Source organism: Pseudomonas sp. PLMAX, assembly GCF_046042685.1.
GTDB lineage: Bacteria > Pseudomonadota > Gammaproteobacteria > Pseudomonadales > Pseudomonadaceae > Aquipseudomonas > Aquipseudomonas putida_AE.
Map to the genome: position 1 here is coordinate 2,758,795 of NZ_CP064949.1, position 24,951 is coordinate 2,783,745.

The 24,951-nt window shown below is 62.2% G+C and carries 18 protein-coding genes; 12 read left to right on the forward strand and 6 right to left on the reverse strand.

What is annotated here, in order from left to right; translation table 11 throughout:
• Positions 1–475: 475 nt before the first annotated feature.
• From DKB71_RS12890 to DKB71_RS12905, 4 genes are all read right to left on the reverse strand, one after another.
• Positions 476–1,531, reverse strand: coding sequence for an alpha/beta fold hydrolase (locus tag DKB71_RS12890; RefSeq protein ID WP_274077783.1), 1,056 nt, complete (start codon positions 1,529–1,531; stop codon positions 476–478).
• A gap of 167 nt (positions 1,532–1,698) precedes the next feature.
• Positions 1,699–2,964, reverse strand: coding sequence for an MFS transporter (locus DKB71_RS12895; RefSeq protein ID WP_408600614.1), 1,266 nt, complete (start codon positions 2,962–2,964; stop codon positions 1,699–1,701).
• A 38-nt stretch (positions 2,965–3,002) separates the two neighbouring features.
• Positions 3,003–4,073 (reverse strand): sugar phosphate isomerase/epimerase family protein, encoded by a 1,071-nt coding sequence (locus DKB71_RS12900; protein ID WP_408600615.1) that lies wholly within the window; start codon positions 4,071–4,073, stop codon positions 3,003–3,005.
• A 111-nt stretch (positions 4,074–4,184) separates the two neighbouring features.
• Entirely contained in the window at positions 4,185–5,693 is a 1,509-nt protein-coding gene (locus DKB71_RS12905) for a PLP-dependent aminotransferase family protein (protein ID WP_408600616.1), read from the reverse strand.
• 235 nt (positions 5,694–5,928) lie between these two features.
• Between DKB71_RS12905 and DKB71_RS12910 the strand changes: the two genes are divergently transcribed.
• From DKB71_RS12910 to DKB71_RS12940, 7 genes are all read left to right on the forward strand, one after another.
• Positions 5,929–6,909: a quinone oxidoreductase gene (locus DKB71_RS12910; RefSeq protein WP_274077787.1), complete on the forward strand. Its 981-nt coding sequence runs from the start codon at positions 5,929–5,931 to the stop codon at positions 6,907–6,909.
• A gap of 13 nt (positions 6,910–6,922) precedes the next feature.
• Entirely contained in the window at positions 6,923–7,771 is an 849-nt protein-coding gene (locus tag DKB71_RS12915) for a TauD/TfdA family dioxygenase (protein WP_274077788.1), read from the forward strand.
• 87 nt (positions 7,772–7,858) lie between these two features.
• The gene (locus DKB71_RS12920; RefSeq protein WP_408600617.1) at positions 7,859–8,911 is read left to right on the forward strand and encodes a 3-keto-5-aminohexanoate cleavage protein; all 1,053 of its coding nucleotides are present in this window, start codon (positions 7,859–7,861) and stop codon (positions 8,909–8,911) included.
• Between the two features lie 88 nt (positions 8,912–8,999).
• Positions 9,000–10,325: an MFS transporter gene (locus DKB71_RS12925; RefSeq protein WP_408600618.1), complete on the forward strand. Its 1,326-nt coding sequence runs from the start codon at positions 9,000–9,002 to the stop codon at positions 10,323–10,325.
• On the forward strand, positions 10,322–10,984 hold the full coding sequence (locus DKB71_RS12930) for a DsbA family protein (RefSeq protein WP_408600619.1): 663 nt from the start codon (positions 10,322–10,324) through the stop codon (positions 10,982–10,984). The genes DKB71_RS12925 and DKB71_RS12930 overlap by 4 nt, the downstream gene beginning before the upstream one ends.
• Complete coding sequence (locus DKB71_RS12935; protein ID WP_274077792.1) at positions 10,981–11,307, forward strand: Rieske 2Fe-2S domain-containing protein; 327 nt, start codon at positions 10,981–10,983, stop codon at positions 11,305–11,307. The genes DKB71_RS12930 and DKB71_RS12935 overlap by 4 nt, the downstream gene beginning before the upstream one ends.
• Positions 11,304–12,314, forward strand: coding sequence for a YeiH family protein (locus tag DKB71_RS12940; protein ID WP_408600620.1), 1,011 nt, complete (start codon positions 11,304–11,306; stop codon positions 12,312–12,314). The genes DKB71_RS12935 and DKB71_RS12940 overlap by 4 nt, the downstream gene beginning before the upstream one ends.
• Before the next feature lie 719 nt (positions 12,315–13,033).
• On the opposite strand, the gene DKB71_RS12945 is transcribed toward DKB71_RS12940, so the two are convergent.
• Together DKB71_RS12945 and DKB71_RS12950 are read right to left on the reverse strand one after the other, a co-directional pair.
• Positions 13,034–14,461 (reverse strand): IS1182 family transposase, encoded by a 1,428-nt coding sequence (locus DKB71_RS12945; protein ID WP_408596762.1) that lies wholly within the window; start codon positions 14,459–14,461, stop codon positions 13,034–13,036.
• A gap of 1,189 nt (positions 14,462–15,650) precedes the next feature.
• Positions 15,651–16,694: an AraC family transcriptional regulator gene (locus DKB71_RS12950; protein ID WP_408600622.1), complete on the reverse strand. Its 1,044-nt coding sequence runs from the start codon at positions 16,692–16,694 to the stop codon at positions 15,651–15,653.
• A gap of 353 nt (positions 16,695–17,047) precedes the next feature.
• Between DKB71_RS12950 and DKB71_RS12955 the strand changes: the two genes are divergently transcribed.
• The 5 genes from DKB71_RS12955 (at position 17,048) to DKB71_RS12975 (ending at position 24,950) form a co-directional block, all read left to right on the forward strand.
• Positions 17,048–17,614, forward strand: coding sequence for an alpha/beta hydrolase (locus DKB71_RS12955; RefSeq protein ID WP_274077795.1), 567 nt, complete (start codon positions 17,048–17,050; stop codon positions 17,612–17,614).
• 123 nt (positions 17,615–17,737) lie between these two features.
• On the forward strand, positions 17,738–19,741 hold the full coding sequence (locus tag DKB71_RS12960) for a DUF1302 domain-containing protein (RefSeq protein ID WP_408600623.1): 2,004 nt from the start codon (positions 17,738–17,740) through the stop codon (positions 19,739–19,741).
• A gap of 41 nt (positions 19,742–19,782) precedes the next feature.
• Positions 19,783–21,141 (forward strand): DUF1329 domain-containing protein, encoded by a 1,359-nt coding sequence (locus DKB71_RS12965; protein ID WP_408600624.1) that lies wholly within the window; start codon positions 19,783–19,785, stop codon positions 21,139–21,141.
• Positions 21,142–21,322: 181 nt separating this feature from the next.
• Positions 21,323–22,399 (forward strand): WD40/YVTN/BNR-like repeat-containing protein, encoded by a 1,077-nt coding sequence (locus tag DKB71_RS12970; RefSeq protein WP_408600625.1) that lies wholly within the window; start codon positions 21,323–21,325, stop codon positions 22,397–22,399.
• A gap of 31 nt (positions 22,400–22,430) precedes the next feature.
• Positions 22,431–24,950, forward strand: coding sequence for an efflux RND transporter permease subunit (locus DKB71_RS12975; protein WP_408600626.1), 2,520 nt, complete (start codon positions 22,431–22,433; stop codon positions 24,948–24,950).
• Position 24,951: the final 1 nt, after the last annotated feature.

A 24,951-nucleotide genomic window follows, 5' to 3' on the forward strand; every position in this document is an offset into this window, starting at 1 on the left:
GGAGTTTCTGGTCGGAAGGCGATGAAAAGAGGGGAGGGTGTAGCGAAGGCGGCATCACGGCCACCATCGCATCGCCGGCAAGCCGGCTCCTACGGATGTGCATGACGCCACCAATTCAACTTACCTGCGCAAAACCTGTAGGAGCTGGCTTGCCAGCGAAGGCGGCGTCACGGCCACCATCGCATCGCCGGCAAGCCGGCTCCTACGGATTTGCGTGACGCCACCTATTCAACTTACCTGCGCAAAACCTGTAGGAGCTGGCTTGCCAGCGAAGGCGGCGTCACGGCCACCATCGCATCGCCAGCAAGCCGGCTCCTACGGATTTGCGTGACGCCACCAATTCAACTTACCTGCGCAAAACCTGTAGGAGCTGGCTTGCCAGCGAAGGCGGCGTCACGGCCACCATGGCATCGCTGGCAAGCCAGCTCCTACAGTGATTGAGTACAGCCGCGAGAAATGGGGCGGCTGTCAGGCCTCAAAGATGATCGGCATCGATCACTGCCTTGGCGAACGCCTGCGGATCTTCCTGTGGCAAGTTGTGGCCGATGCCGCCGCTGATCAGGCGGAACTGGTATTTACCGGTAAAGCGCTTGGCGTAATCCTCGGGGGCCGGGTGCGGGGCGCCGTTGGCGTCGCCTTCCAGGGTGATGGTCGGCACGCTGATGGAAGGTGCCGTGGCCAGTTTCTGCTCCAGCGCTTCGTATTGGCTTTCGCCCTGCACCAGGCCCAGGCGCCAGCGGTAGTTGAACACGGTGATATCGACATGGTCGGGGTTGTCCAGCGCCTTGGCGCTGCGGTCGAAGGTGGCGTCGTCGAAGGCCCATTTTGGCGAGGCCAGTTGCCAGATCAGCTTGGCGAAGTCATGGGTGTTTTTCTCGTAGCCGGCGCGGCCGCGGTCGGTGGCGAAGTAGAACTGGTACCACCACTGCAGTTCGGCCTTGGGCGGCAGCGGGTTCTTGCCGGCGGCCTGGTTACCGATCAGATAGCCGCTGACCGACACCAGGGCCTTGACCCGTTCCGGCCACAGCGCCGAAACGATGTCGGCGGAACGCGCGCCCCAATCATAACCACCGAGCACGGCTTGCTTGATCTTCAGGGCGTCCATGAAATCGATGACGTCGCTGGCCAGCGCGGCCGGTTGGCCATTGCGCAAGGTCTTGTCGGAGAGGAAGTGCGTATCGCCGTAGCCGCGCGCATAGGGCATCAGCACGCGATAACCCTTGGCCGCCAACAAGGGCGCGACTTCGTCATAGCTGTGGATGTCGTACGGCCAGCCGTGCAGCAGAATCACCACCGGGCCATCGGCCGGGCCCGTTTCGGCGTACGCCACGCTGAGCAGGCCGGCGTTGACATGCTTGAGCGGACCGAACGGCGAGGGCGCCGCCTGCGTGGTGCCGGCAGGGGGGGCGGCAGGGGATGTCTGCGCGTGAGCTACACCCAGAACGCCCAACAGACTCAGGGCTAGGATCGACGAGCCAACCAGGCGGCGGCGAGGGTTACCGGTTCTGTCGTTGTGCTGTGCCTTCTTCATGTGATGTCTCCTGTTCAAGCCGCTGGCCAGGGGATCGGGCCGATCCCCTTTTAACCCTGCCTGCATTTGAACGCGGTGACGTATCTGGCCTGTGTCGAAGAGCGGGGCCGGTGTCAGCCCCTGTATCCCGCTGCTGTCCAGATACACAGTGATACACAGCGTCAGGATCAAGCCTGTGCTGCACTCACCTTGCCCGTGACGGTGGCGTTTCTGCGCACCGATTGATACAGCAGGCTGGACACCAGGAAGCCCACGATCGCCAACCCGCTCATCAGGCTGAACACATAGTTATAGCCTTGCTGGCCGGGGAAGTGGTCGAGGATGGCGCCGTAGATCACGTAGGCGAACATGCCCGGGGCATAGCCGATCAGGCAGCCGATGCCGAAGGCCGAGCCGGTGATGTGCTGGGGAATGCCCACTTCGCCCATGGGCGCCCAGAACACGCCGCGCATGGAAAACACGATCAGCGCGAAGGACAGGGTGGCGGCCATGCCGGCATAGATGAAGCTCGGGCTTTTCGGAATCAACAGGATCACGGCCATCAGCGGCAGCAGCGCCAGGAACGCCCACTTCAGGTAGCGGCTGGTGCTCTTGAACTGTTTGTCGGCGATGAAACCGCCGGCAGGGCCGCCGAGGATCTTCAGGAAGTACTGGTTGATGATGCCGTAGGCGCCGACCAGGGCCACGGGCAGGCCGTACATTTCCTTGAGGTAGGGAATGAAATAGGTCAGGCCGCAGTAGACGATGTAGACCATGAACACATTGAGGCTGACCAGCCAGATGCCCGGCACCTTGATGGCTTCGTACAGGTTGGCCAGGCCGTTGCCGGGCTTGGCGGTAGACTGGGTGGCGCCGCTCTTGAGCAGGAACCAGGTCAGGGTGCCGGCCAGGATGTCGATCACCGAGTAGAACAGGATCGCCGACTTCAGGCCAGCTTCGCCCGAGCCCATGGCGATGAACACACCCAACGCGCAGAAGGCCACCAGGGTATCGACGACACCACGGCCGCCTTCGAGCAGGCCGAACAGCCGACCCTGTTCCTGGTCGTCACCGAGGTTGCGGATGGCCTTGAGCAACGACGGCCAGAAGAGGCAGTCGGCGCACACCGCCAGCAGGCTGAACACGATCAGCAGGTTGCTGAAGGGTGGAAAGGTCGCCAGGTACAGCCCCAGGCCGCCGGTGCCGATCAGACCGAGGGGTATCAGCTTGCGGGTATCGTAGCGATCGGCGAGCAGGCCGCCGACCACGAACAGCGCGGTGGCGATGATCGCGTTGGCGCTGAGCAACATGCCGATTTCAGTGTGGCTCAGGCCCATGAATTCCTGCATGGGCACATAGAAGGCGTCCTTGAGGTTGGCCAGTTTGTAGATGGTGCCGCCACCGAGGATGAGGATCAGGAATCGTAGCCATTTGGCCTTGTTTTGCGTTGTCATTATTGTTCTCCGGGCGTAATCGGTTCGTAGCGTCGGTTTCAGGCGTTGCAGGTATCGGCGAGGGTGAGTTCGGCCAGGGTGCGCAACTCGGCCAGCACACCGCGGACATAGGCGACCTGGTTGTTCGCCCAGCGGTGTTCGTCGGCCAGCATTCGTTCCAGCGAGAAGCCTTCGGGCAGCGGCGTATCACTCATTTCCCGGTAGGCAATGAACGGGTCGGCCGCCTCAAGGGTCTGGCGGAACGCCGGGGCCACGTAGTGGTTTTCCTGCTCGAGGATGAAGGCGATGACCTGCGGGCTGGTGTCGCCCAGCATTAGCAGCTCGAACAGCAGGCGGGCACTGGGCAGGTCGTCTTCGGCGCTGCCCTGCAGGACGCCGTAATGGCCGAAGCCGTTTTGCTCGGGGACCACACGCACGCCCTTGAGGTGCGCCTGGCGGATGTGCGGCGCCAGGTTGCCCAGCGCCTGCAGGGGCTGTTCGCAGGCATTGATCATGTTGCCGAAGTCGAACAGGGCATGCAGGCGAGGGTGGTTGAGGCGGGTCAGCAGTTGCGCGATCTCGGCGCTCTTGAGCTCTTCATGCTGCTCGAAGTCGAAGTACAGGTCGTGCTTGTCGGCCTGCTGCGCGAGGTAGTGCAGGTCGGTTTCGATCACGTCCATCACTTGCGACAGCGTGCCCTCGTAGCGCGAGTAGACGCGGATGTTGCGCACGCCCAGGGCGAGAGCGATGGCGATCACCTGGTCGACGTCCTTTTTCCGCGTGCTGCTGATTTCCAGGTGCACATCCAGGCCCAGGGCCCTGGCCTTGTCGGCAAACACCTGCAATTGCGCGGGCGTCATCTGGCTCAGGCTGTTCTGCTCGCCGTCGAGCAAGTGCAGGCTCAGGCCTTGCAGTTCGTGGCGATAGGCGAAGTCGAGCAGGTCGGCGGGGGTGACACGGCCGTGGGTGAGGTTGGTCAGCAGCGGGTAGGCGTGGGCGAACAGGCGCAGTTGCGCCAGGCGGTCGAGCAACCGGCGGGCCAGTGCGTCGGTCAGCACGGGAGCGGTGCCGTCCCCGACCACGTTGTGGCTCAGCAAGGCGTTGAATCGTTCCTGGATCTTATTGTTCATTCGAGTCGTTCCTGGTTCAGACACGGGGTCTTGCGACGCAGCCTTTATCGCGCCAGTCAGGAACTCTCGATAGATCCATTATCAGTTAATTGATAAGACCACTTGCGGGCTTCAAGTGGCCTGCGTCAGGCATCCCATCGCGTCCAGCGCCCGGGCCAGCGCCGCGACGCGTTCCCGGGCCTGGTGTTCAGGGGTGCCGGCAAAACCGATCAGCAGGGCCGGCGGCAGCACGTGCCCGATGCAGTAGTCGGAGAGGGCGTAGGTGTGGATGTTGTGCCGGGCCAGTTGCTTGGCAATGGCGTCGTCGTCGAGCGCCGGGGGGAGCCAGGCGATCAGGTGCATGCCGGCGTCCACCGGGGTGATCCTGAAGAATCCGCCGAGCTGTTGTTGCAACTGCTCGACCAGGGCCTGCTGGCGAGCCTGGTACAGTGTGCGCAGGCGACGGATGTGCCCCAGGAAGTGGCCTTCGACCATGAAGTCCGCCGTGGTCGCCTGCAGCAGGGTGGGCGGACTGCGATCCATCACCGCGCGCAAGGTGCAGAAGGGTTCGACCAAGGCCTGGGGCAAGATCACGTAGCCCAGGCGCAGCGACGGGAACAGCACCTTGCTGAAGGTCCCGACGTAGATCACCCGGGCCATCTGGTCCATGGCATAGAGCGCGGGCAGCAGGCGGCCGCTGTAGCGCAGTTCGCTGTCGCAATCGTCCTCGATGATCCAGCTCTGCTGGCGTGCCGCCCAATCGATCAGGGCCTGGCGTCGCGCATAACTGAGGGTCACGCCCAGGGGATGTTGGCGCGACGGGGTGGTGAACACCAGGCGCGCATCGGGGCAGCGAGCCAGTCCTTGCTGCACATCGATCCCCTGTTCATCGATAGGCAGCGGCACCACCTGCGCGCCCTGGGCCTGCAAGGCGATGCGCGCGGCGATGTGCCCCGGGTCTTCCATCCACACGCTGTCCTGCGGATTGAGCAGCAGCATGCCCAGCAGGTTGAAGGCTTGCTGTGCACCGGAAACGATCACCACTTGCCCGGCGTCGCAGTCGATGCCCCGGGCGTCGAAGACGTACTCGGCGATGGCCGTGCGCAAGGCCTGCAAGCCTTGCAGCTCGCCATAACCGAGCATGGCCTTGCTCGGCTTGAGCAGGTGGCGGTTCATCAGGCGCCGCCAGATCGCTTGCGGGAAGGCGTCGTAGGTGCTGTGGCTGGGCAGGAATGAGGTCGGGGTCGAAGGATCCCAGTCGGCATAGGACACCCCGCGAAAATGATCGCTGCGCAGCGACAGCATCGACTGGCTCAGGTCGGACAGGCGAGGCGGCTGGCGCGCCTGCCCGTCGTCGACCATCGTGCGCTGTTCCCACTCGGTGCCGACGTAGGTGCCGGCCCCGGTGCGCGAGGCCAGGAAGCCTTCGGCGATCAACTGATCGAAGGCATTGAGGATGGTGATCCGCGACAGCGCCAGCTCCTTGCTCAGGGTGCGCGTCGACGGCAGGCGCACGCCGCCCTGGATGCGGCCGCCGAGGATCTGCTTGCGAATCTGCAAGTAAAGCTGGCGGTACAAGGGGATGGCGCTGGCACGGTCCAGCTCGATGGCCGACAGCAACAAACCTGCGGGGGATTTCATGACGCGCTCGTCTGGACAGAGTGTGGGATTGACCCGCGCCGGCTGGCGCCGAGGTGTGCAGGGTAGCGAGCGGCAGCGGATAAGTCATCCACCGCCGGGAACGCCACGGCGGGCACTGTCATGAAATGAAAAGCCATTGTCGTCTGATGAGAAGCGGCTGTTTGGGCGTCATCCTACAGTCCAATCAGCGCAAATCGACGCAGCAGCCAATATTGCAGACTGGAGAACAAGAAAAATGGCCAAAGCCGTACGCTTCTACGAAACCGGTGGTCCCGACGTCCTTCGTTATGAGGATGTCGAAGTCGGCGACCCCGGTCCTGGTCAGGTACGTCTGCGTCATGTAGCGGTCGGCCTGAACTATGCCGACACCTACTTTCGCAACGGCACCTACCCGATCCCGATGCCCAACGGCATGGGCGTCGAGGCGTCCGGTGTGGTCCAGGCCATCGGCGAAGGCGTGACCAACGTCCAGGTGGGGGACCGCGTCACCTATACCGGTTTCCTCAACACCCTCGGCGCCTACAGCACCGAACGACTGATCGCGGCCGCGCCGCTGATCAAGCTGCCGGAAACCATCAGCTTCGAAACCGCCGCGGCCATGACCATGCGCGGCCTGACGTCGTCGTACCTGATGCGCCGCATCTACGACTTCAAGGAAGGCGACAGCATCCTGTTGCACGCCGCCGCCGGTGGCGTTGGCCTGATCGTTTCGCAGTGGGCCAAGTTGCTCGGCCTGAACGTGATCGGCACGGTGTCGACCGAGCAAAAGGCTGAAATCGCCCGTGCCCACGGTTGCGACCATACTATCAATTACAGCCATGAAGACGTCGCCGCTCGCGTTCGCGAATTGACCGACGGCGTGGGCGTCAACGTGGTGTTCGACAGCGTTGGCAAGAACACCTTCATGGGTTCGCTGGATTCGTTGAAACCCCGTGGCCTGATGGTCTGCGTGGGTACTGCATCCGGGCCTATCCCGGCGTTCGACCCGGTGATGCTGGCGATGAAAGGTTCGCTGTTCCTGACCCGTCCGGCCCTGGCCAACTACATCAGCGACCCGGCGGAAAAAGCCGCCCTGGCCGGTGAGCTGTTCGACCACGTCGGCAGCGGCCGCATCAAGATCGAGATCAACCAGCACTACGCGTTGCAGGACGCGGTGCAGGCGCATCGCGATCTTGAGTCGCGCAAGACTACCGGCTCGTCGATTTTCGTCATTTAAGGAGCTGCCAGCCATGAAAGTCGAACAATTGACCTGCAGCATCGGTGCCGAACTGATCGGCGTGAACCTCGCCGACGCGGTGCATGACGACGGTCTGTTTGCCGAGATTCGTGCCCAGTTGCTCAAGCACCGAGTGGTGTTCCTGCGCGACCAGGACATCAGCCGCGCCGACCACGTGGCCTTCGCCCGCCGCTTCGGCGAGCTGGAAGACCACCCGGTGGCCGGCAGCGATCCGGAGCATCCGGGGCTGGTGCGCATCTACAAGAATCCTGACCAGCCGATGGACCGCTACGAAAACGCCTGGCACACCGATGCGACCTGGCGCGAAGTTCCGCCGATGGGTGCCGTGCTGCGTTGTGTTGAATGCCCGCCAGTGGGCGGCGACACCATGTGGACCAACATGGTCCAGGCCTATGCGAACTTGCCGGAAGACGTAAAGCTCAAGATCGCCGACCTGCGTGCCCGCCACAGCATCGAAGCGAGCTTCGGCGCGGCCATGCCGATCGAAAAGCGCCTGGGACTCAAGGCGATGTACCCGGACGCCGAGCACCCGGTGGTGCGCACCCATCCGGAAACCGGCGAGAAGGTGCTGTTCGTCAATGCCTTCACCACCCATTTCAGCAACTACCACACCCCTGAGCGGGTGCGCTTCGGCCAGGACGCCAACCCTGGCGCCGGCGAGTTGCTGCGCTACCTGATCAGCCAGGCGTACATCCCTGAGTATCAGGTGCGCTGGCGCTGGAAGCCCAACAGCATCGCCATCTGGGACAACCGCAGTACCCAGCATTACGCCGTCATGGACTACCCGCCGTGCCATCGCAAGATGGAGCGCGCCGGGATCATCGGCGACAAGACTTTCTGATCCAACCCTTCTGCATACGCACTCGTAGACACGTCTGCCCGGCCACGACCCGGGCGGACGGGACAATCATAAGAACTGGAGTAAACCATGCAATTCTTCGACGATTCCCTGCACCCCGAAAACATGGAAAAGGTGGTCATCACCGTGGCCCCGTACGGCCCGGAATGGATGCCTGAAGACTTCCCGGAAGACATCCCGCTGACCATGGACGAGCAAGTCCAGAAAGCGGTTGAATGCTATGAAGCCGGTGCCACGGTTTTGCACCTGCACGTGCGTGAACTGGACGGCAAGGGCTCCAAGCGCCTGTCCAAGTTCAACGAGCTGATCGCCGGTGTGCGCGAAGCCGTGCCGGACATGATCATCCAGGTCGGCGGCTCGATTTCCTTCGCCCCGGAAAGCGATGGTGAAGCGGCCAAGTGGCTGTCCGACGACACTCGCCACATGCTGGCGGAGCTGACGCCGAAACCGGACCAGGTCACGGTGGCCATCAACACCACCCAGATGAACATCATGGAGCTGCTGTATCCGGAATACCTGGAAGGCACCTCCCTGGCCAACCCGATGGTCCAGGCCGCCTACAGCGAAATGACCGTACCGGCCGGTCCAGCCTGGGTTGCCGAGCACCTCAAGCGCCTGATGGACAACGGCATCCAGCCGCACTTCCAGCTGACCGGCATCCATGCCTACGAAACCCTGGAGCGCCTGGTGCGCAAGGGCATCTACAAGGGCCCGCTGAACCTGACCTGGATCGGCATCGGCGGTGGTTTCGACGGTCCGAACCCGTTCAACTTCTTCAACTTCATCCACCGTATGCCGGATGGTTGCACCCTGACCTCCGAGTCGCTGCTCAAGAACGTGCTGCCGTTCAACACTATGGCGATGTCCATGGGTCTGCACCCACGCGTGGGCAACGAAGACACTATCATTGATCACAAGGGCGAGCGTTTCGGCTCGGTTGCGCAGATCAAGCAAACCGTACGCATTGCCCACGAACTGGGCCGCGAAATCGCCACCGGCAAAGAAGCCCGTGAGATCTATCGCATCGGTGTGCAGTACGACAGCATCGAAGACACCCTGCTGGCCAACGGAATGTCCCCCAACCGCAAGGCTGGGCAAAAAGGTGTGCCGCAACGCGGCTGACCCGTGGCGCGCACGAGGGGCCGTGACCGCTCGTGCGCACTGCAAAACGCTTGATAACAAAAATAAATAAAAGCTTTGAGGAGGCTGCATGGCCTTTCACCCAATCGCCGACGATGACGACGCTGGTTGCGTCAACGTTGCGCGTAAATATGCCTGGATTGTCTTTGCACTGACGTTCGGCCTGTTGATTTCCGATTACATGTCACGCCAGGTGCTCAATGCGGTGTTCCCGCTGCTCAAGAGCGAGTGGTCCCTGAGCGACGGTCAGCTGGGCCTGCTCAGTGGCATTGTCGCCCTGATGGTCGGCCTGCTGACGTTTCCGCTGTCGCTGATGGCCGACCGCTTCGGCCGCGTCAAGAGCCTGGCGCTGATGGCGATGCTGTGGAGCGTGGCGACCCTGGGCTGCGCTTTGGCCCAGGATTACCAGCAGATGTTCATCGCCCGGTTCATGGTGGGCGTCGGCGAGGCGGCCTACGGCAGCGTCGGCATCGCCGTGGTGATTTCGGTGTTTCCGAAACACATGCGGGCCACCCTGGCCAGTGCATTCATGGCGGGCGGGATGTTCGGTTCGGTGTTGGGCATGGCCTTGGGCGGTGCGATCGCGGCCAAGCTCGGCTGGCGCTGGTCGTTCGCCGGCATGGCGCTGTTCGGCCTGCTGCTGGCGGTGCTGTACCCGATCATCGTCAAGGAAGCGAAGATTGCGCCCAAGCGCGCAGCCCAATTGGCGAACAAGGTGGCCGCGGTCAAGCGTCCATTGAGCACGTTGTGGTCCAGCCGTTCGGTGGTGGCGACCTACATCGGCAGTGGCTTGCAGTTGTTCGTCGGCGGCACGGTGATGGTGTGGATTCCCAGCTACCTCAATCGCTACTACGAAATGCCCACGGACAAGGCGGGCGGCATGGCCGCGATCATCGTCCTGTGCAGCGGCGCCGGGATGATCCTGTGCGGCATGCTCAGCGATCGGCTGTGCCGTAATTCGCCGGAACGCAAGGTCAGCCTGGCCATCGGGTTTTGCCTGGGCAGCTGCCTGTTGCTGTCGGCGGCGTTCGCGCTACAGGCAGGGCCCCTGCAACTGGCGCTGATCTGCCTGGGCATGCTGATTGCCACCGGTACCACCGGCCCGGCGGGCGCGATGGTCGCCAACCTGACCCATTACTCGGTCCACGGCACGGCCTTCGCCACGCTGACATTGGCCAACAACATGCTGGGCCTGGCGCCTGGGCCGTTCATCACTGGACGGGTGTCGGACCTGATCGGCCTGCATGCCGCGTTCCAATTGGTGCCACTGGTCAGCCTCGCGGCAGCGGCGGTGTTCTTTTACGCCAAGTGTCATTACCACAAAGATATTGCCCGCCTTCAGGGTCAGAGCGTGCCTGACCCCGTCAACCAGGCCGGGTTAGAGGTGAAGTTGTGAGTCGTCGTCTACAAATTGATGTGTTTTTCGATTTTATCTGCCCTTGGTGCCTGATCGGCAAACGCCAGCTGGAGCATGCGCAGGTGCAGTTTCGCAATCGCCATCCGGATGTGCAGATCAACACCCGGTGGCATGGCGTGCAGTTGCTGCCGCATTTGCCGGTAGAAGGTGAGCCCTTCGCCGATTTCTACCGCAAGCGCCTGGGCAATGCCGATGCCGTGACCATGCGCCAGGCCCAGGTACAGCAGGCTGCCGCAGCAGTGGGACTGAGCATCGACCTCAGCCGGATCGAGACGATGCCCAACACCGCCGACGCCCATCGCCTGTTCGAGCGAGCCAGCGCACTGGGTAATGTTGCCCAGCGTGAAATGCTGCTCGAACGGCTGTTCGCCGCTTATTTCCGCAAGCGCGAAAACCTCGGTTGCCGCGAGACCTTGCTCGCCATCGCCCGCTCCTGCGGCATCGATGCGGATGCGCTGCTCGATTGCCTGAAGGGCGACGGCACGCCATTCGAGGGATCTCCCGGTGCGACCAGTGGCGTGCCGAGCTTTCAGTTCAACGGCCGCATGACGGTGATCGGTGCCCAACCTGCCCAGGCGCTGCTCGGGGCCATGAACGAAGCACTCAAGGAAAATGAACGCGAGCGGCAGCCGGCATGACCCGGCGCATTCCCGTACCTGCCGGTAAACACCCGCAGGCCGGCGGCCGGGCGCTGTTCGAGTTCGACGACAAGAGCCTGGCGTTGTTCAACGTCGACGGGCAGCTGTTCGCCATTGACGACAGTTGCCCGCACCAAGGCGCCTCGCTGTGTGGCGGGCGTCTTGAGGGCCGGGTCATTCAATGTTGCGCCCATGGTTTGCGCTTCGATTTGCACAGCGGCTACCTGCTCAATTCCAGGCAGGTGAAAGTCAACAACTACCCGGTCGAGATCATCGACGGCCAGGCGTTCATCGTCATCGTTCCCGAGGAGGCCGCGCCATGAGCGCCATCGCCCTTACCCGTATCCATAGTCGCACGCGCGAATTGGCCCCGGGATTTATCGTCAGTCTGATCGTGGCGGCCGCCGCCTCGTTTTTGTCCGAGCACTACGGTGCCCCGGTCATGCTGTTCGCGTTGCTGCTGGGCATGGCCCTGAATTTCCTCGCCGGTGACGGCGCCTGCAAGGCCGGCATCGAGTTCACCGCGCGTACCGTGTTGCGCATCGGCGTGGCGCTGCTGGGCATGCGCATCACCCTCGAACAGATGGCGGCGCTGGGCTGGAAGCCGGTGGCCCTGGTGGTGATCCTGGTGGTGGTGACCATCGGCGTGTCGGTGATCGCGGCCAAGGCGCTGGGCTTCCAGCGTTTGTTCGGCATGCTCACCGGTGGCGCCACCGCGATCTGCGGCGCCTCGGCCGCGTTGGCCCTGGCGGCAGCGCTGCCTAACCACCCGCAGAAAGAACGCGCGACCCTGTTCACGGTGATCGGTGTCTCGGCGCTGTCGACCATGGCGATGATCGTCTACCCGATGATCGCCAACTGGCTGCAACTGTCGCCGCAGGTGGCGGGTGTGTTCCTCGGGGCGACCATCCACGACGTGGCCCAGGTGGTCGGCGCCGGCTACAGCATGTCCACCGAGACCGGTGACACCGCCACGGTAGTCAAGCTGATGCGCGTCGCCATGCTGCTGCCGGTGATCGTCACCGCGGCGATGATCACCCGCATGCAGGGCGCCGATCCAACTGGCAAGCGACCACCGTTGCTGCCATGGTTCGCGGTCGGCTTCCTGATCCTGGCGTGCATCAACAGCACCGGCTGGATTGCCCCGGTGGTGCAGGGTTCGGTCAATGAACTGTCGCGCTGGTGCCTGGTGGTGTCCATCAGTGCCCTGGGCATGAAGACCCAGCTCAAGGAGCTGGCGGCGGTGGGCATAAAGCCGATCCTGCTGATGGTGGGGGAGACGGTGTTCCTCGTCGTGCTGGTGCTGTTGTTGCTGCGCTGGGGTCTCTGAGGGCAGGTCTTCCACAGGTTTTATCGCAGGGCTTCACTGGGCTGGCTCCTCGTCACAGTGAAGCGCTCGACCGGTGTTACCCACACCGGTCTTTATACGGCGACTGTACCAGCAGTCGCCGTTTTTTTTTGCCGGGTCAACCAGGGTGCATTCGCACCGCGCACACCCTGTAGGAGCCCGGCTTGCCGGCGAAGGCGGCCTCACAGCCAACCCATCTCTCACGGCTGTACCCAATCCACTGTAGGAGCTGGCTTGCCAGCGAAGACGGCCTCACAGCCGACCCATCTCCCACGGCCGTACCCGATCTACTGTAGGAGCCCGGCTTGCCGGCGATGACGGCCTCACAGCCGACCTATCATTTGTTGATGGAGTACATATCCATTCCTGCGGTAACGGCCACTTATGGTTTCGCCCTTACGGCGAGTCACTTGGAAAAACGGAACGCCGCCCGGCCCCAAGTAACCAAGGGCTCTTGCCCCTGACGTTCGGTGCCTCGCCTAGGCTCGGCATGCCCTCGCTCCGGTCCTGCTCCGTGGGCCCGCCGCGATGGGCCATCCATGGCCCAGAGTGTGTAAAAACTGATTCAAGCATGGTCGGCGCGTAGCGCCGACGGTGGTTGGCTGGCTAATTACACCTAAAGTGCTCTCCGTAGCTCCATTACGCTTCAATGCCACTCGTAGGGCTTCTCTGCTCGTCCATCGAGCAAAACAGGAGCCCTTTCAGGCCGTCAACGCTTTCATCAGGTTCTGCGCACCGAGGATTTTCATCACTCGCTTCAAGTTGTAAGCGAGCACATTCAAACTCATTTCGGTGCTCACTCCGGCAAGCCGTCGGGTCAAAAAGTGTGTCGCACCCATCCATTGTTTGAGCGTCCCGAAGGGATGCTCGACGGTCTGCTTGCGGATGCTCATCATCTGCGGCGTATTGGCCAGGCGAACCTGCATTTCCTCCAGCACAGTTTCATGTTCCCAGCGACGTATCTTTCGCTCTCTGGCCGGAGTGCATTGCGCCTTGATCGAACAGGACCGGCAGTTAGAGCTCCAGTAACTGTTCAACGTCCTGCCATTATCGACGTAAGAGTTGCGCCAGATCAGCGCTTCATGGGCTGGGCAGACGTACACATCGTTATCCGCGTCGTAAACAAATTCATTATTGCCGAAGCGACCTTCGTATTTGGCGCGCGAGCTCAGCGTCTTCGGTACATAAGCACTAATCCCTGCCTCGTGGCAGGCAAGGATCTCCCCGCTTTTGTAATACCCTCGGTCAGCCACCACCGACAACGATTGGAGTTTCATCGCCTCACGGGCCTGCAGCGCCATTGAACTGAGCTGATCACGGTCGTGACCCTCATTGGTCACCTCGTGCGCGACGATCAGATGGTGCTTGGTATCGACCGCCGCTTGGACGTTGTAACCCACGATGCCTTTGCCGCTCGTCATCATGGAGCGCGCGTCCGGGTCGGTCAGTGAGACCTGTTTGTCCGGCGACGCCTCAAGCTGTATTTCAATCGCTTGAAGCGCCTTCATCTGCTCCTTCAGTTTGGCGATTTTCTCCTCCAGCCCCCCTTTGGGCCCTGAAGGCTTGGTCTCTTCTCGATCAGCCGCATCCAGCGCCTTCAGATAATGGGCAATGCTCGATTCGATTTCTTCCATCCGACGCTTCAGCTTGGCGCTGGTGAAATTGCGGTCGCGGTGGTTCACCGCCTTGAATTTACTGCCGTCGATCGCAACGAGGTTTTCCGAGAAAAGCCCCAGTTGCTGACACAGCACGACAAACTGCCGACAGACGCCTCGAATGGCCTTGCCGTTGTCTTTGCGAAAGTTGGCGATGGTCTTGAAGTCCGGCATCAGCCGACCGGTAAGCCACATCAGTTCGACGTTGCGCTGCGCCTCGCGCTCAAGGCGCCGGCTCGACTGGATGCGATTGAGATAGCCGTAGATGTAGATCTTCAGCATGACTGCGGGGTGGTAAGCCGGTCGGCCCGTTTCAGCAGGGACGGCGCTTTGAAAACCCAAGGCGATCAGGTCGAGTTCATCCACGAAGACATCGACAACACGCACAGGATTGGTGTCGCTGACGTAATCGTCCAGGCTCTCGGGGAGCAAGGTACTTTGACCTCGGTGTTCACCTTGAATAAAGCGTTTCATGGGCAACCCTTGCGATGAAATCCTGGGGAATCATAGCAAGGGTTGGCTTGGATGTTTTGACACACTCTGGGCCCAGCGCGGCTAAACCGGCATCCATGCCGGTTTACCCACTGCGCAGAACCTCCACTCGGCCTCTCGATGGGGCAAGAAAATCAAAAGCCAATTCAAAAGCAAAAGCGAGGCGGCCTACGAGCCGACCTGATCCCAAGTGAACGCATCCCCCCTGTAGGAGCTGGTTTGTCGGGTCGCCGCATCGCAGCGATGGTCGTCAACGATGACGCGCGCTGTCTGAATGAATGCGTTGTCCAGACGTTTTTCGCGAGCAAGCTCGCTCCTACAGTTATCAGCTTGGCTCTTGCTCTGGCTTTTGATCTTGATCTTGATCTACCTGCCCCATTTCCAGAGGCCGAACGCAGGCGTTGCGCAGTGGGCATCCCGGCATGGATGCCGGGATAGCTGCCCTCGGCCATGGATGGCCGATGGCAGCGGGCCCACGGAGCAATGCCGGAGTGAGGGCACCCCGAGCTTTAGCGAGGGGCCGAATGGTGGGGCAAGACCTTTTGGTTCCTTTTGGGGCGTTTGCCAAAAGGGACTCGCCGTAAGGGCGAAACCATAAGCGGCCGTTACCGCAGGAATGGATATGTACTCCGACAACAAATAATAGGTCGGCTGTCAGGCCGCCATCGCCGGCAGGCCGGCTCCCACAGTAGATCGGGTACGGCCGTGGGAGATGGGTCAGCTTTGAGGCCGCCATCGCCGGCAAGCCGGCTCCTACAGTAGATCGGGTAGGGCCGCGAGTGATGGGTTGGCTGTCAGGCCGCCATCTCCGGCAAGCCGGCTCCTACAGTGGATCGGGTAGGGCCGCGAGTGATGGGTTGGCTGTCAGGCCGCCTTCGCCGGCAAGCCGGCTCCTACAGTGGATCGGGTAGGGCCAAGAGTGATGGGTTGGCTGTCAGGCCGCCATCGCCGGCAAGCCGGCTCCTGCAGTAGATCGGGTAGGGCCGCGAGAGATGGGGTGGCTGTGAGGCCGCCTTCGCCGGCAAGCCGGCTCCTACAGTAGATCGGGTGCGGCCGGGGGAGATGGGGTGGCTTTGAGGCCGTCATCGCCGGCAGGCCGGCTCCCACAGTTGATTGGGTGCAGGCGTGAGTGATGGGTCGACGGTCACGCCGTTTTTTTTGCGCCGCGGTATCAGGAGATTTTCGGTGGGACAGCATCCGCCGGAGCTTTTGTCGAACCCTGCTTCTGCGCCCGCCACGCCGCCGGCGGCATACCGAACTGGCTGATGAACCAGCGGGTAAACGAACTCGCCATCGCATACCCGAGCATGTCGGCGATCCTTCCCAGCGAGTAGTTCGGATTCTCCAGATAACGCAGCACCAAATCCCGGCGCACATCATTGATCAGGTCGTTGAAAGCACAGCCATCGTCCTTGAGACGACGTTGCAGGGTGCGCACGTTCATGCCCTGGCTCTGGGCGATCTGCTCGATGGTGGCACGGCCCATGGGTAGCAGCAGGTAGATGGCCTTGCGCACTTCGAACAGCATCGACGTGCTTTCGGTGCTTTGCAACGAGTCGAGGTAGCTCTGGGCATAGCGGGCCATGGCCGGGTCGGCATTGGGGTTGGTCATGTCCAGGTTGGCGCCTGCGCAAACGATGCCGTTGAACTCGCTGCCGAACTCCAGGGTGCAGCCGAACAGGCGCCGGTGCAGCTGCACGTTGTCGGGGGCCTGGTGGGTGAAATTGACGCTGTAGGGATGCCAGTGAGCGCCGAGCAGGGCGGCGCACAGGCGGAACATCACGCCGATGGCAAGCTCAGTGGCCTGGCGGCTGGCCATCGGCGATTCGGTGACCACCTCTTCGCGAATGATCACCATCTTGCCGGCTTCTTCGATGAAGATCGCCAGCGAATCGTTCATCAAGTGCCGGTAATGCACCACCACCTGCAAGGCATCGCGCAGCGTGCGCTGATGGCTGAGCAGCAGGGCGACCACGCCGAAATCCGAGAGCTGGCGTGACTCGGCCATGCTCAAGCCGAACGTCTGGCAACCGCTGGCGGCGGCCGAATCCTCCAGCAGGCGTACGGCGGCATCGATGGGAATACGGTGCCCGGGGGCTTGCAGCTGGGCCTTGGTCAAGCCGACGCCGGCCAGTACATCGTGCGGGTTGAAACCCAGGTATTGAGTGACCTCAAGGTAGTTGGTCAAGACGGCGGCGCGAACAAGCTTGGGCATTCGAAGGTCTTTCCTTAGCCAATTGCGATCAATTGAACCTGGCGACTATATCCAGCACATCAGCACTTGAACAGTTGTGCGATTGACGACAGTGCACGCCCGATTCTGCCCGGCCGACAACCGTTATCGAAGGGCGGTCGACGCTCCCCATTGATTACAGTGACCCGCAGCGTTCCCGTGGGGTTATTCGACCAGCGGTCAGGAGCATCCGGTGGCGAAAAAACCTGTCATCAAATGAAAAGTGCCTGACGTCCAATGAAAAGCGCCAGGGGGGGGCGATCTTTAATGTCAGTCCTACAAAAAGCCCCTGGCCACAGAGCCAGTCGAGTCATCGAGAAAGCGTAGGTGTTGAATTGAACAAACTGCAAACCGCCGCAACCGTTCTGATCGTACCGGGCCTGCGCGAGCACGTTGCCGAACATTGGCAAACGCTGCTTGAAGCCAGGCTGGAAAAGGTACGCAGTGTGCCGCCACTGGAAACCGACAAGCTCGATTGCAATGCCCGCGTCCGGGCGATCCAGCACCAGCTGGAACAGATCGACGGGCCGGTCATCCTGGTCGCCCACAGCGCCGGTGTGCTGATGGTCGCCCACTGGGCCGCGCAATTCAGTCGTCCGATCAAGGGCGCCCTGCTGGCCGCGCCACCGGATCTCGAGGCCGCCTGGCCCGCCAACTACCCATCCCCTGAAACCCTGCGCAGCAGCGGTTGGGATCCTCTGCCAACCGGGCCGTTGCCATTCCGTAGCCTGGTGGCCGCCAGCACCAACGATCACCTGGCCAGCCTGGACGCCGCCACTAGACTTGCCCAAGGCTGGGGCGCCGAATTGCTCAATCTGGGCGATGTCGGCCACCTCAATCCGGCGGCGGGTTTCGGTCACTGGCCTGAGGCTGAAGCACTCATCCTCGAGCTGGACCGCTAGTACAGGAGCCGGTCGGGCCGCATCCCGACCAGCACTCGCCCTCATCCCTGAACACGCAGGCCCCACCGGGTCGCGCGAGGGCTGCTGCGCTTAAAACAAATACAAAAAGGCGGAGACAACGCAATGCACAACAATAAGAATCACGGCTTCACCACCGCACGCTACACCTTGTTGGCCTCGGCCATCCTGGCCGCCATGATGCCGGCCGCCCATGGGGGAGAAATCGAAACCGGTAACCCGGACTGGAACGTTCGCCTGGACAACACCATCAAGTACAACTACGGCGTACGCACCGAAAGCGCTGACAAGCGCATGTTGGGCACTCCGAACAACAACGACGGCGACTACAACTTCCGCAAGTCCGGCACCAACATCACCAACCGCGTCGACCTGCTGACCGAGATGGACGTGGTCTATCAGAACCATATGGGCTTCCGTGTCAGCGCCGCCACCTGGTACGACAAGGCCTACGATAACACCGGTTCGAACTCCAACCCGTTCGTCAACGGCAACGGTTCGACCTCGGGCCTGATCGCCAACGACCCGCGCCTGGCCGGGGTCACCAACGACAACGTCGGCAATGGCAGCCCGCACCTGAGCAACTACGCCCAGCGCTACTACAGCGGCCCGTCCGGCGAAATCCTCGACGCCTTCGTGTTCTACAGCACCGAAGTGGGCGAAGAGTCGATGCTCAGCGTCAAGGCTGGTCAGCACAACGTGTTCTGGGGCGAGACCATTCTCAATCCGGTGCATTCGATCAGCTACGGCCAGTCCGGCCTCGACCTGGCCAAGCTCGCCGCGTCGCCGGGCACTGAAGCCAAGGAACTGTTCGTCCCGCGCAACCAGCTGTCGATGACCTTCACCGTCAATCCGGAATTGACCGTGGGCGCCCAGTACTTCCTCGATTGGGACGCCGCGCGCCTGCCGGAAGCCGGCACCTACTACGGCGGTTCCGACCTGGTCGGTTTTGGTGCGCAGTCGTTCCTGTTGGGCAACACCAACGCCGTGGTCCCGGGCAGCCCGCTGGGCTGTGGCCTGGCGCCGTGCAACGGCTTGACCAACGTGCGTCGCGGGCATGACCTGACGCCGGACAAGCGTGGCGATTGGGGCATCATGGCCAAGTGGTCGCCGGCCTGGCTGGATGGCACCCTCGGTGTCTACTACCGCGAAACCTCGGAAATCCTGCCGCAAGCCTGGCTGGATGCCCGCGGCCTGAGCTCGGCCAACGCCAACGGTACCCGTCCGGCCGGCCAGGTACCCGCGGTGATCAACACCCTCAACTCGCTGAGCACCGCCACCTATCAAATGGCCTATGCCGACAACGTCAAGATCGTCGGCCTGAGCCTGTCCAAGGACGTGGGCGGTGTGAGCGTGGGCTCGGACCTCAACGTTCGGCACAACATGCCGCTGGCCAGTATTCCGGCGGTCGTCAGCACCAACAGTCCGCTGGGCCTGGGCCAGGGCCTTGGCCTGTTGCCGGCGCGCACGCCCGGCACCGGCATCGTCTATGACACCCCGGAAAAGGGCGACAGCATGGCCGCCACCGGCGACACCCTGCACTGGACGCTCAACGGCCTGATGACCATGCCGAAAACCCCCGTGTTCGATTCGGCGACCCTGCTCGCCGAGTTGTACTACAGCAACTTGCTCAAGCTCGATAGCAAGAACGAGGCGCTCTACAAAGGCAAGGATACCTATCGCGGCATCGACCAGCCGACCCGGGACAACTGGGGTATCGCGGTGAACTTCACACCGACCTGGTACCAGGTATTTCCCGGTGTCGACCTCAACGCGCCGATGTCCATCAACCTCGGTCTCGATGGCGTGTCACCGGTCTCCGGTGGCGGTGCCAAGGATACCGGTAACTACGCAGTCGGCCTCGGGGCCGTTGTGTACAACAAATACTTTGTCGACCTGAAGTACGTGGATTCTTTCGGCAAGGCCGACAAGTGCAATGTCAGTGGTGTGAGTACCGGCCCCAACGGAGGTGATGGCGCTGCGCCGAACGCCTTCAGCGGTAACGAAAACTACGCCTGCTACGCCGGTGGCTACTCAGCCTTTTCCGGTGGTGGTGCAACGACTGAGGACCGTGGCGCCGTTTACCTGACGATGAAAACCACTTTTTGATTCACCACTGATTTGCTCAACGCAAGCAGGAGAATAACAACATGAAATTCGTCAAAACCGTGTTGGCCGCTTCGCTGGCCATGGTCCTTGCCGCCCAGGTACAGGCCGCTGTTTCAACCCAGGACGCTGCCAAGCTGGGCACCAGCCTGACCCTGGTGGGCGCCGAGAAGGCCGGGAACGCTGATGGTTCCATTCCGGCCTACAACGGTGGCCTGACCACCCCGCCAGCCAGCTTCAAATCCGGCGACAGCATGCGCCCGGACCCGTTCGCCAGTGAAAAACCCTTGCTGGTGATCGACGGCAAGAACGTCGATCAGTACAAGGGCATGCTCACCGCCACCACCGTGGAACTGGCCAAGCGCTTCCCGACGTTCCGTGTCGATGTGTTCCCGACCCACCGCACCGTGTCGCTGCCCAAGGCGATCCTCGATAACGGCGTGAAGAACGCCAGCGGAGCCAAGTCCCTCGAAGGCGGCTTGGCCATCGACAACGTGCTGCCGGGCGTGCCGTTCCCGATCCCGCAGTCGGGCAACGAAGCGATGTGGAACTTCCTGTTGCGTTACCAGGGCGTGAGCATCAACTCCAAGTACGACTCCTGGAACGTTGACTCCGCCGGCGTACCAAGCCTGGCCACCACCGGGCAGGCGTTCATTTCCTACCCGATCTACGAAAACCTCGCGCAGCCGATCAGTAGCGCCGACGTTTACTACCAGATGAAGCTGTCGTACACCGGCCCCGCGCGTCGCGCCGGCGAAGCGGTGATGCTCAAGGACGCCGCCAACCCGCTGACCCAACCACGCCGTGCCTGGCAATACCTGCCTGGCCAGCGTCGGGTGAAACTGGCACCGAACCTGGCGTACGACACGCCTAACCCGGGCACTGCCGGTGCGGGCACTTACGATGACGTATTCGTGTTCAACGGTGCGCTGGATCGCTACGACTGGAAGCTGGTCGGCAAGCAGGAAATGATCGTGCCCTACAACACCTACAAGCTGACCTACGTCCAGGATCCGAAGTCGATCACCACACCGAATCACCTGGCACCGGACTTCGTGCGTTGGGAAAAACACCGCGTGTGGGTCGTCGAAGGTACCCTCAAGTCGGGCGCCCGGCACATCTATGCCAAGCGTCGCTTCTACCTCGACGAAGACAGCTGGACCGCTCTGGCCTCGGATCAATATGACGCCCGTGGTCAGCTCTATCGCGGTTCCTTCGCCTTCCTCAGCCAGAGCTATGACAAGCAGATCCCGGACTCCACGCCGTTCATGATCTACGACCTGGTCGGTGGTTCCTACAACATCAACGGTGTAGTCGGCCCTTACGGCGGCATCAAGTACATCGATCCGCTCTCCAAGGCCCAGTGGTCTTCGGAATCCCTGGCCGGCAGCGGCATTCGCTAAACCAACCGCAAGCAGACGCTCGCACGATCCACTGTGGGAGCGAGCCTGCTCGCGATGGACCTGAGGGCGACGCGGGCATCCAGACAGCACGCGTAATCGTTAACGTCCATCGCGAGCAGGCACGCTCCCACATGAGCTGCACGGCGCGAGGTGTGGCGCGGTTTTCCGAAGAGGACGCGGTATGTGTTCGTATAAAAATAATATGTTGAAGCTGGCGTTTGGCATTGCGCTCTGCCTGTCGCAGGGCGTCAGCCACGCGGCCGATTACGTCGACGTGCTGGACCTGCCTGCCAAGGTCAGCGCCTTGGCCATCAAGAGTCCGCTGTCCGGCATGGCCCGCGCCGGTGAGCGCGTGATCGCCGTTGGCCAACGCGGCCATATCCTGTTTTCCGATGATTCCGGTCAGCACTGGCAACAGGCCGCCGTGCCGGTCAGTGCCGACCTCACCGCCGTGAGTTTCCCGACCGACAGCCAGGGCTGGGCGGTGGGCAATGACGGCGTGGTATTGCACAGCAGCGACGCTGGCGTGACCTGGAACAAACAACTCGACGGCCGCCAGATCGGCGATCTGCTGGTCAAGCATTACACGGCGTTGGCCAGTGCCGAACCGGGCAATGAACAATGGCCGCTGCTGGTCGCCGAAGGCCAGCGCCTGGTGGAGCAGGGCGCCGACAAACCGCTGCTCGATGTGTGGTTCGCCAATGACAAAACCGGCTATGTGGTCGGCGTGTTCAACCTGATTTTGCGCACTGACGATGGTGGCCAAAGCTGGACGCCGTTCCAGGATCGCACCGACAACCCGCAAGGCTTCCACCTCAATGCCATCGCCTCCACCGGTGATGCGCTGTACATCGCCGGTGAGCAAGGCCTGTTGCTCAAGTGGGATGAAAACAGCCAACGCTTCGCCGCCGTGCCAACGCCTTACCAGGGCAGCTTCTTCGGCGTGGTCGGCAAGCCTGGCGAAGTGCTGGTCTACGGCCTGCGTGGCAACGTGCTGCGCAGCACCGACGGCGGGCAGAACTGGACCGCGCTGGACAGTGGCCTGCACGTCAGCATCACTGCCGGCCTCATCGATGCCCGTGGCAATTACCGCCTGTTCACCCAGGGCGGACAGATGCTGGTCAGCCAGGGCACTGGCACGCAATTGCACCTGGTGCAGCAACCGGCACGTACCCCGGTCGCCGGTGCCACCCAGTCCGCCACTGGCGCGCTGGTGGTAGCGGGTAGCCGTGGTGCACAGGCACTGTCCGTCGATTAAGACCTCGAAAATTCAGAGCGAGAACCCAGACATGGGCAATATCAAACAAGACGCCATGCCGGTGATCCGCGAGCTGCGTGATTTCGACCGCCGCTCCGGCAACCTGCTCGAACGGCTGGTGTTCAACTATCGGCCGCTGTTCATGCTGCTCATGGCCCTGGCCACCGTGGTCCTGGGCTTCATGGCCGTGACCCGCCTGGAGCTGCGTCCCAGCTTCGAGAAGATGATTCCGCAGAGCCAGCCGTACATCCAGAATTTCCTCGAGAACCGCGCTTCGCTGCGCGGCCTGGGCAACTCGGTGCGGGTGGTGGTGGAGAACACCCAGGGCGATATCTTCGACCCTGAGTATCTGGACGTGCTCAAGCAGGTCAATGACCAGCTGTTCCTCACCGAAGGCGTCGACCGTGCGTGGATGAAGTCGCTGTGGAGCCCGGCGGTGCGCTGGACCGAGGTCACCGAGGAAGGTTTCCAGGGTGGCCCGGTGATGCCGGATACCTATTCGGGCCAGCCTGAACAGATCGAACAGTTGCGCCAGAACATCTCCCGCGCCGGCATCGTCGGCAGTCTGGTGGCCAGCGATTTCAAGTCGACCATGCTGATCGTGCCGCTGCTGGACAAAGCCGCCGCCGGTGGCCAGCGCATCGACTACCACGCCTTTTCGCAGATGCTCGAGGAGCAGTTGCGCGACAAGATCGAGTACGCCGGCGACAGCGCCGCGCGCAAGTCCGGTGTCGAGGGCAAGGGCCACTACAAAGTGCGGGTGATTGGTTTCGCCAAGCTCATGGGCGACCTGATCGACGGCCTGATCCAGGTGATGATGTTTTTCGGCCTGGCCGTTGTCACTTCGCTGGTCATCATCTATGCCTACACCCGTTGCGTGCGCAGCACCTTGCTGGTGGTCGGCTGCTCGTTGATTGCGGTGGTCTGGCAACTGGGTATCGTCGCCTGGCTGGGCTACGCCATCGACCCGTATTCGGTGCTGGTACCGTTTTTGATCTTCGCCATCGGCGTGTCCCACGCGGCGCAGAAGATGAACGGGATCATGCAGGACATCGCCCGTGGCACCCATAAGCTGATCGCCGCGCGCTACACCTTCCGCCGTCTGTTCATCGCTGGCGTCACCGCGCTGCTGGCGGACGCGGTGGGCTTCGCCGTGTTGATGCTGATCGACATTCCGGTGATCCAGGACCTGGCGATCACCGCCAGTATCGGTGTCGCGGTACTGATCTTCACTTCGCTGTTGCTGATGCCGGTGGCGCTGTCCTACATCGGCGTCGGGCGCAAGGCCGCCGAGCGTGCGCTGAAGATCGACACCCGTGCCGAGCACCACAAAGGCTTCGGCAAACTCTGGGACTTGCTCGATCGCTTCACCACCCGCAAGTGGGCCACTGGCGCCGTGTTGGTCGCGGTGCTGATGGGCATCGGCGGTTTCATGGTCAGCCTGCAGTTGAAGATCGGCGACCTTGAAAGCGGGGCGCCCGAGTTGCGCGCCGACTCGCGCTACAACCGCGACAACGCCTACATCACCAGCCACTACGCGCTGTCCAGCGACCTGTTCGCGGTAATGATCAAGACCGCGCCGGAAGGCTGCCTGAACTACAAGACCCTGGTCCTCGCCGACCGCCTGGCCTGGGAGCTGCAGCAGTATCCGGGCGTGCAGGCCACCGCTTCGCTGGTCAACGCTGTACGCCAGATCACCGCCGGCACCTATGAGGGTAACCCCAAGCTCAACAACATCCAGCGCAACCAGGACGTGCTGAACTACGCCGCGCAGCAGGCCTCGGTCAACTCGCCGGAGCTGTTCAACAACAACTGCTCGCTGATGCCGGTGATTGCCTTCCTCAAGGATCACAAGGCCGAGACCCTCGATGCGGTGGTGGCGATTGCCGACAAGTTCGCCAAGGAAAACAGCACCGAGGATCGCCAGTTCCTGCTGGCCGCCGGCAGTGCCGGTATCGAGGCCGCGACCAACATCGTGGTGCGCGAGGCCAACCGCACCATGCTGCTGTACGTCTACCTGGCGGTGACACTGTTCTGCCTGATCACCTTCCGCAGCTGGCGCGCCACGCTGGTGGCGCTGTTGCCGCTGGTGTTGACCTCGATTCTTTGCGAAGCGCTGATGGTAGCCATGGGTATCGGCGTGAAGGTCGCAACTTTGCCGGTGATCGCCCTGGGCGTGGGGATCGGCGTCGACTACGCCTTGTACCTGCTCAGCGTGCAATTGCACTTCCAGCGCCAGGGCCTGCCGCTGTCCCAGGCCTACCGCAACGCCGTGTCGTTCACCGGTCGGGTGGTCGGACTGGTCGGTATCACCCTGGCGGCCGGCGTGGTGTGCTGGGTCTGGTCGCCGATCAAGTTCCAGGCCGACATGGGCATCCTGCTGACCTTCATGTTCCTGTGGAACATGCTCGGCGCGCTGATCCTGATCCCGGCCCTGTCGTACTTCCTGCTGCGTGAACGGGCACCCCAGCCCGGTTCTGTCGCGGCAACCGAGAACACTGAATCCACTGAACGTCCTGGCATGCCGCATGCCGTGACTACTTCCGAGTAAG

Excerpts from the sequence above, each read along its gene's own strand:
- DKB71_RS12900 (WP_408600615.1), bottom strand. The coding sequence starts at position 4,073 with ATGAACAATAAGATCCAGGAACGATTCAACGCCTTGCTGAGCCACAAC.
- DKB71_RS12920 (WP_408600617.1), top strand. The coding sequence starts at position 7,859 with ATGCAATTCTTCGACGATTCCCTGCACCCCGAAAACATGGAAAAGGTG.
- DKB71_RS12940 (WP_408600620.1), top strand. The coding sequence starts at position 11,304 with ATGAGCGCCATCGCCCTTACCCGTATCCATAGTCGCACGCGCGAATTG.
- DKB71_RS12965 (WP_408600624.1), top strand. The coding sequence starts at position 19,783 with ATGAAATTCGTCAAAACCGTGTTGGCCGCTTCGCTGGCCATGGTCCTT.
- DKB71_RS12970 (WP_408600625.1), top strand. The coding sequence starts at position 21,323 with ATGTGTTCGTATAAAAATAATATGTTGAAGCTGGCGTTTGGCATTGCG.
- DKB71_RS12895 (WP_408600614.1), bottom strand. The coding sequence starts at position 2,964 with ATGACAACGCAAAACAAGGCCAAATGGCTACGATTCCTGATCCTCATC.
- DKB71_RS12910 (WP_274077787.1), top strand. The coding sequence starts at position 5,929 with ATGGCCAAAGCCGTACGCTTCTACGAAACCGGTGGTCCCGACGTCCTT.
- DKB71_RS12945 (WP_408596762.1), bottom strand. The coding sequence starts at position 14,461 with ATGAAACGCTTTATTCAAGGTGAACACCGAGGTCAAAGTACCTTGCTC.
- DKB71_RS12935 (WP_274077792.1), top strand. The coding sequence starts at position 10,981 with ATGACCCGGCGCATTCCCGTACCTGCCGGTAAACACCCGCAGGCCGGC.
- DKB71_RS12975 (WP_408600626.1), top strand. The coding sequence starts at position 22,431 with ATGGGCAATATCAAACAAGACGCCATGCCGGTGATCCGCGAGCTGCGT.
- DKB71_RS12960 (WP_408600623.1), top strand. The coding sequence starts at position 17,738 with ATGCACAACAATAAGAATCACGGCTTCACCACCGCACGCTACACCTTG.
- DKB71_RS12950 (WP_408600622.1), bottom strand. The coding sequence starts at position 16,694 with ATGCCCAAGCTTGTTCGCGCCGCCGTCTTGACCAACTACCTTGAGGTC.
- DKB71_RS12915 (WP_274077788.1), top strand. The coding sequence starts at position 6,923 with ATGAAAGTCGAACAATTGACCTGCAGCATCGGTGCCGAACTGATCGGC.
- DKB71_RS12905 (WP_408600616.1), bottom strand. The coding sequence starts at position 5,693 with ATGAAATCCCCCGCAGGTTTGTTGCTGTCGGCCATCGAGCTGGACCGT.
- DKB71_RS12925 (WP_408600618.1), top strand. The coding sequence starts at position 9,000 with ATGGCCTTTCACCCAATCGCCGACGATGACGACGCTGGTTGCGTCAAC.
- DKB71_RS12890 (WP_274077783.1), bottom strand. The coding sequence starts at position 1,531 with ATGAAGAAGGCACAGCACAACGACAGAACCGGTAACCCTCGCCGCCGC.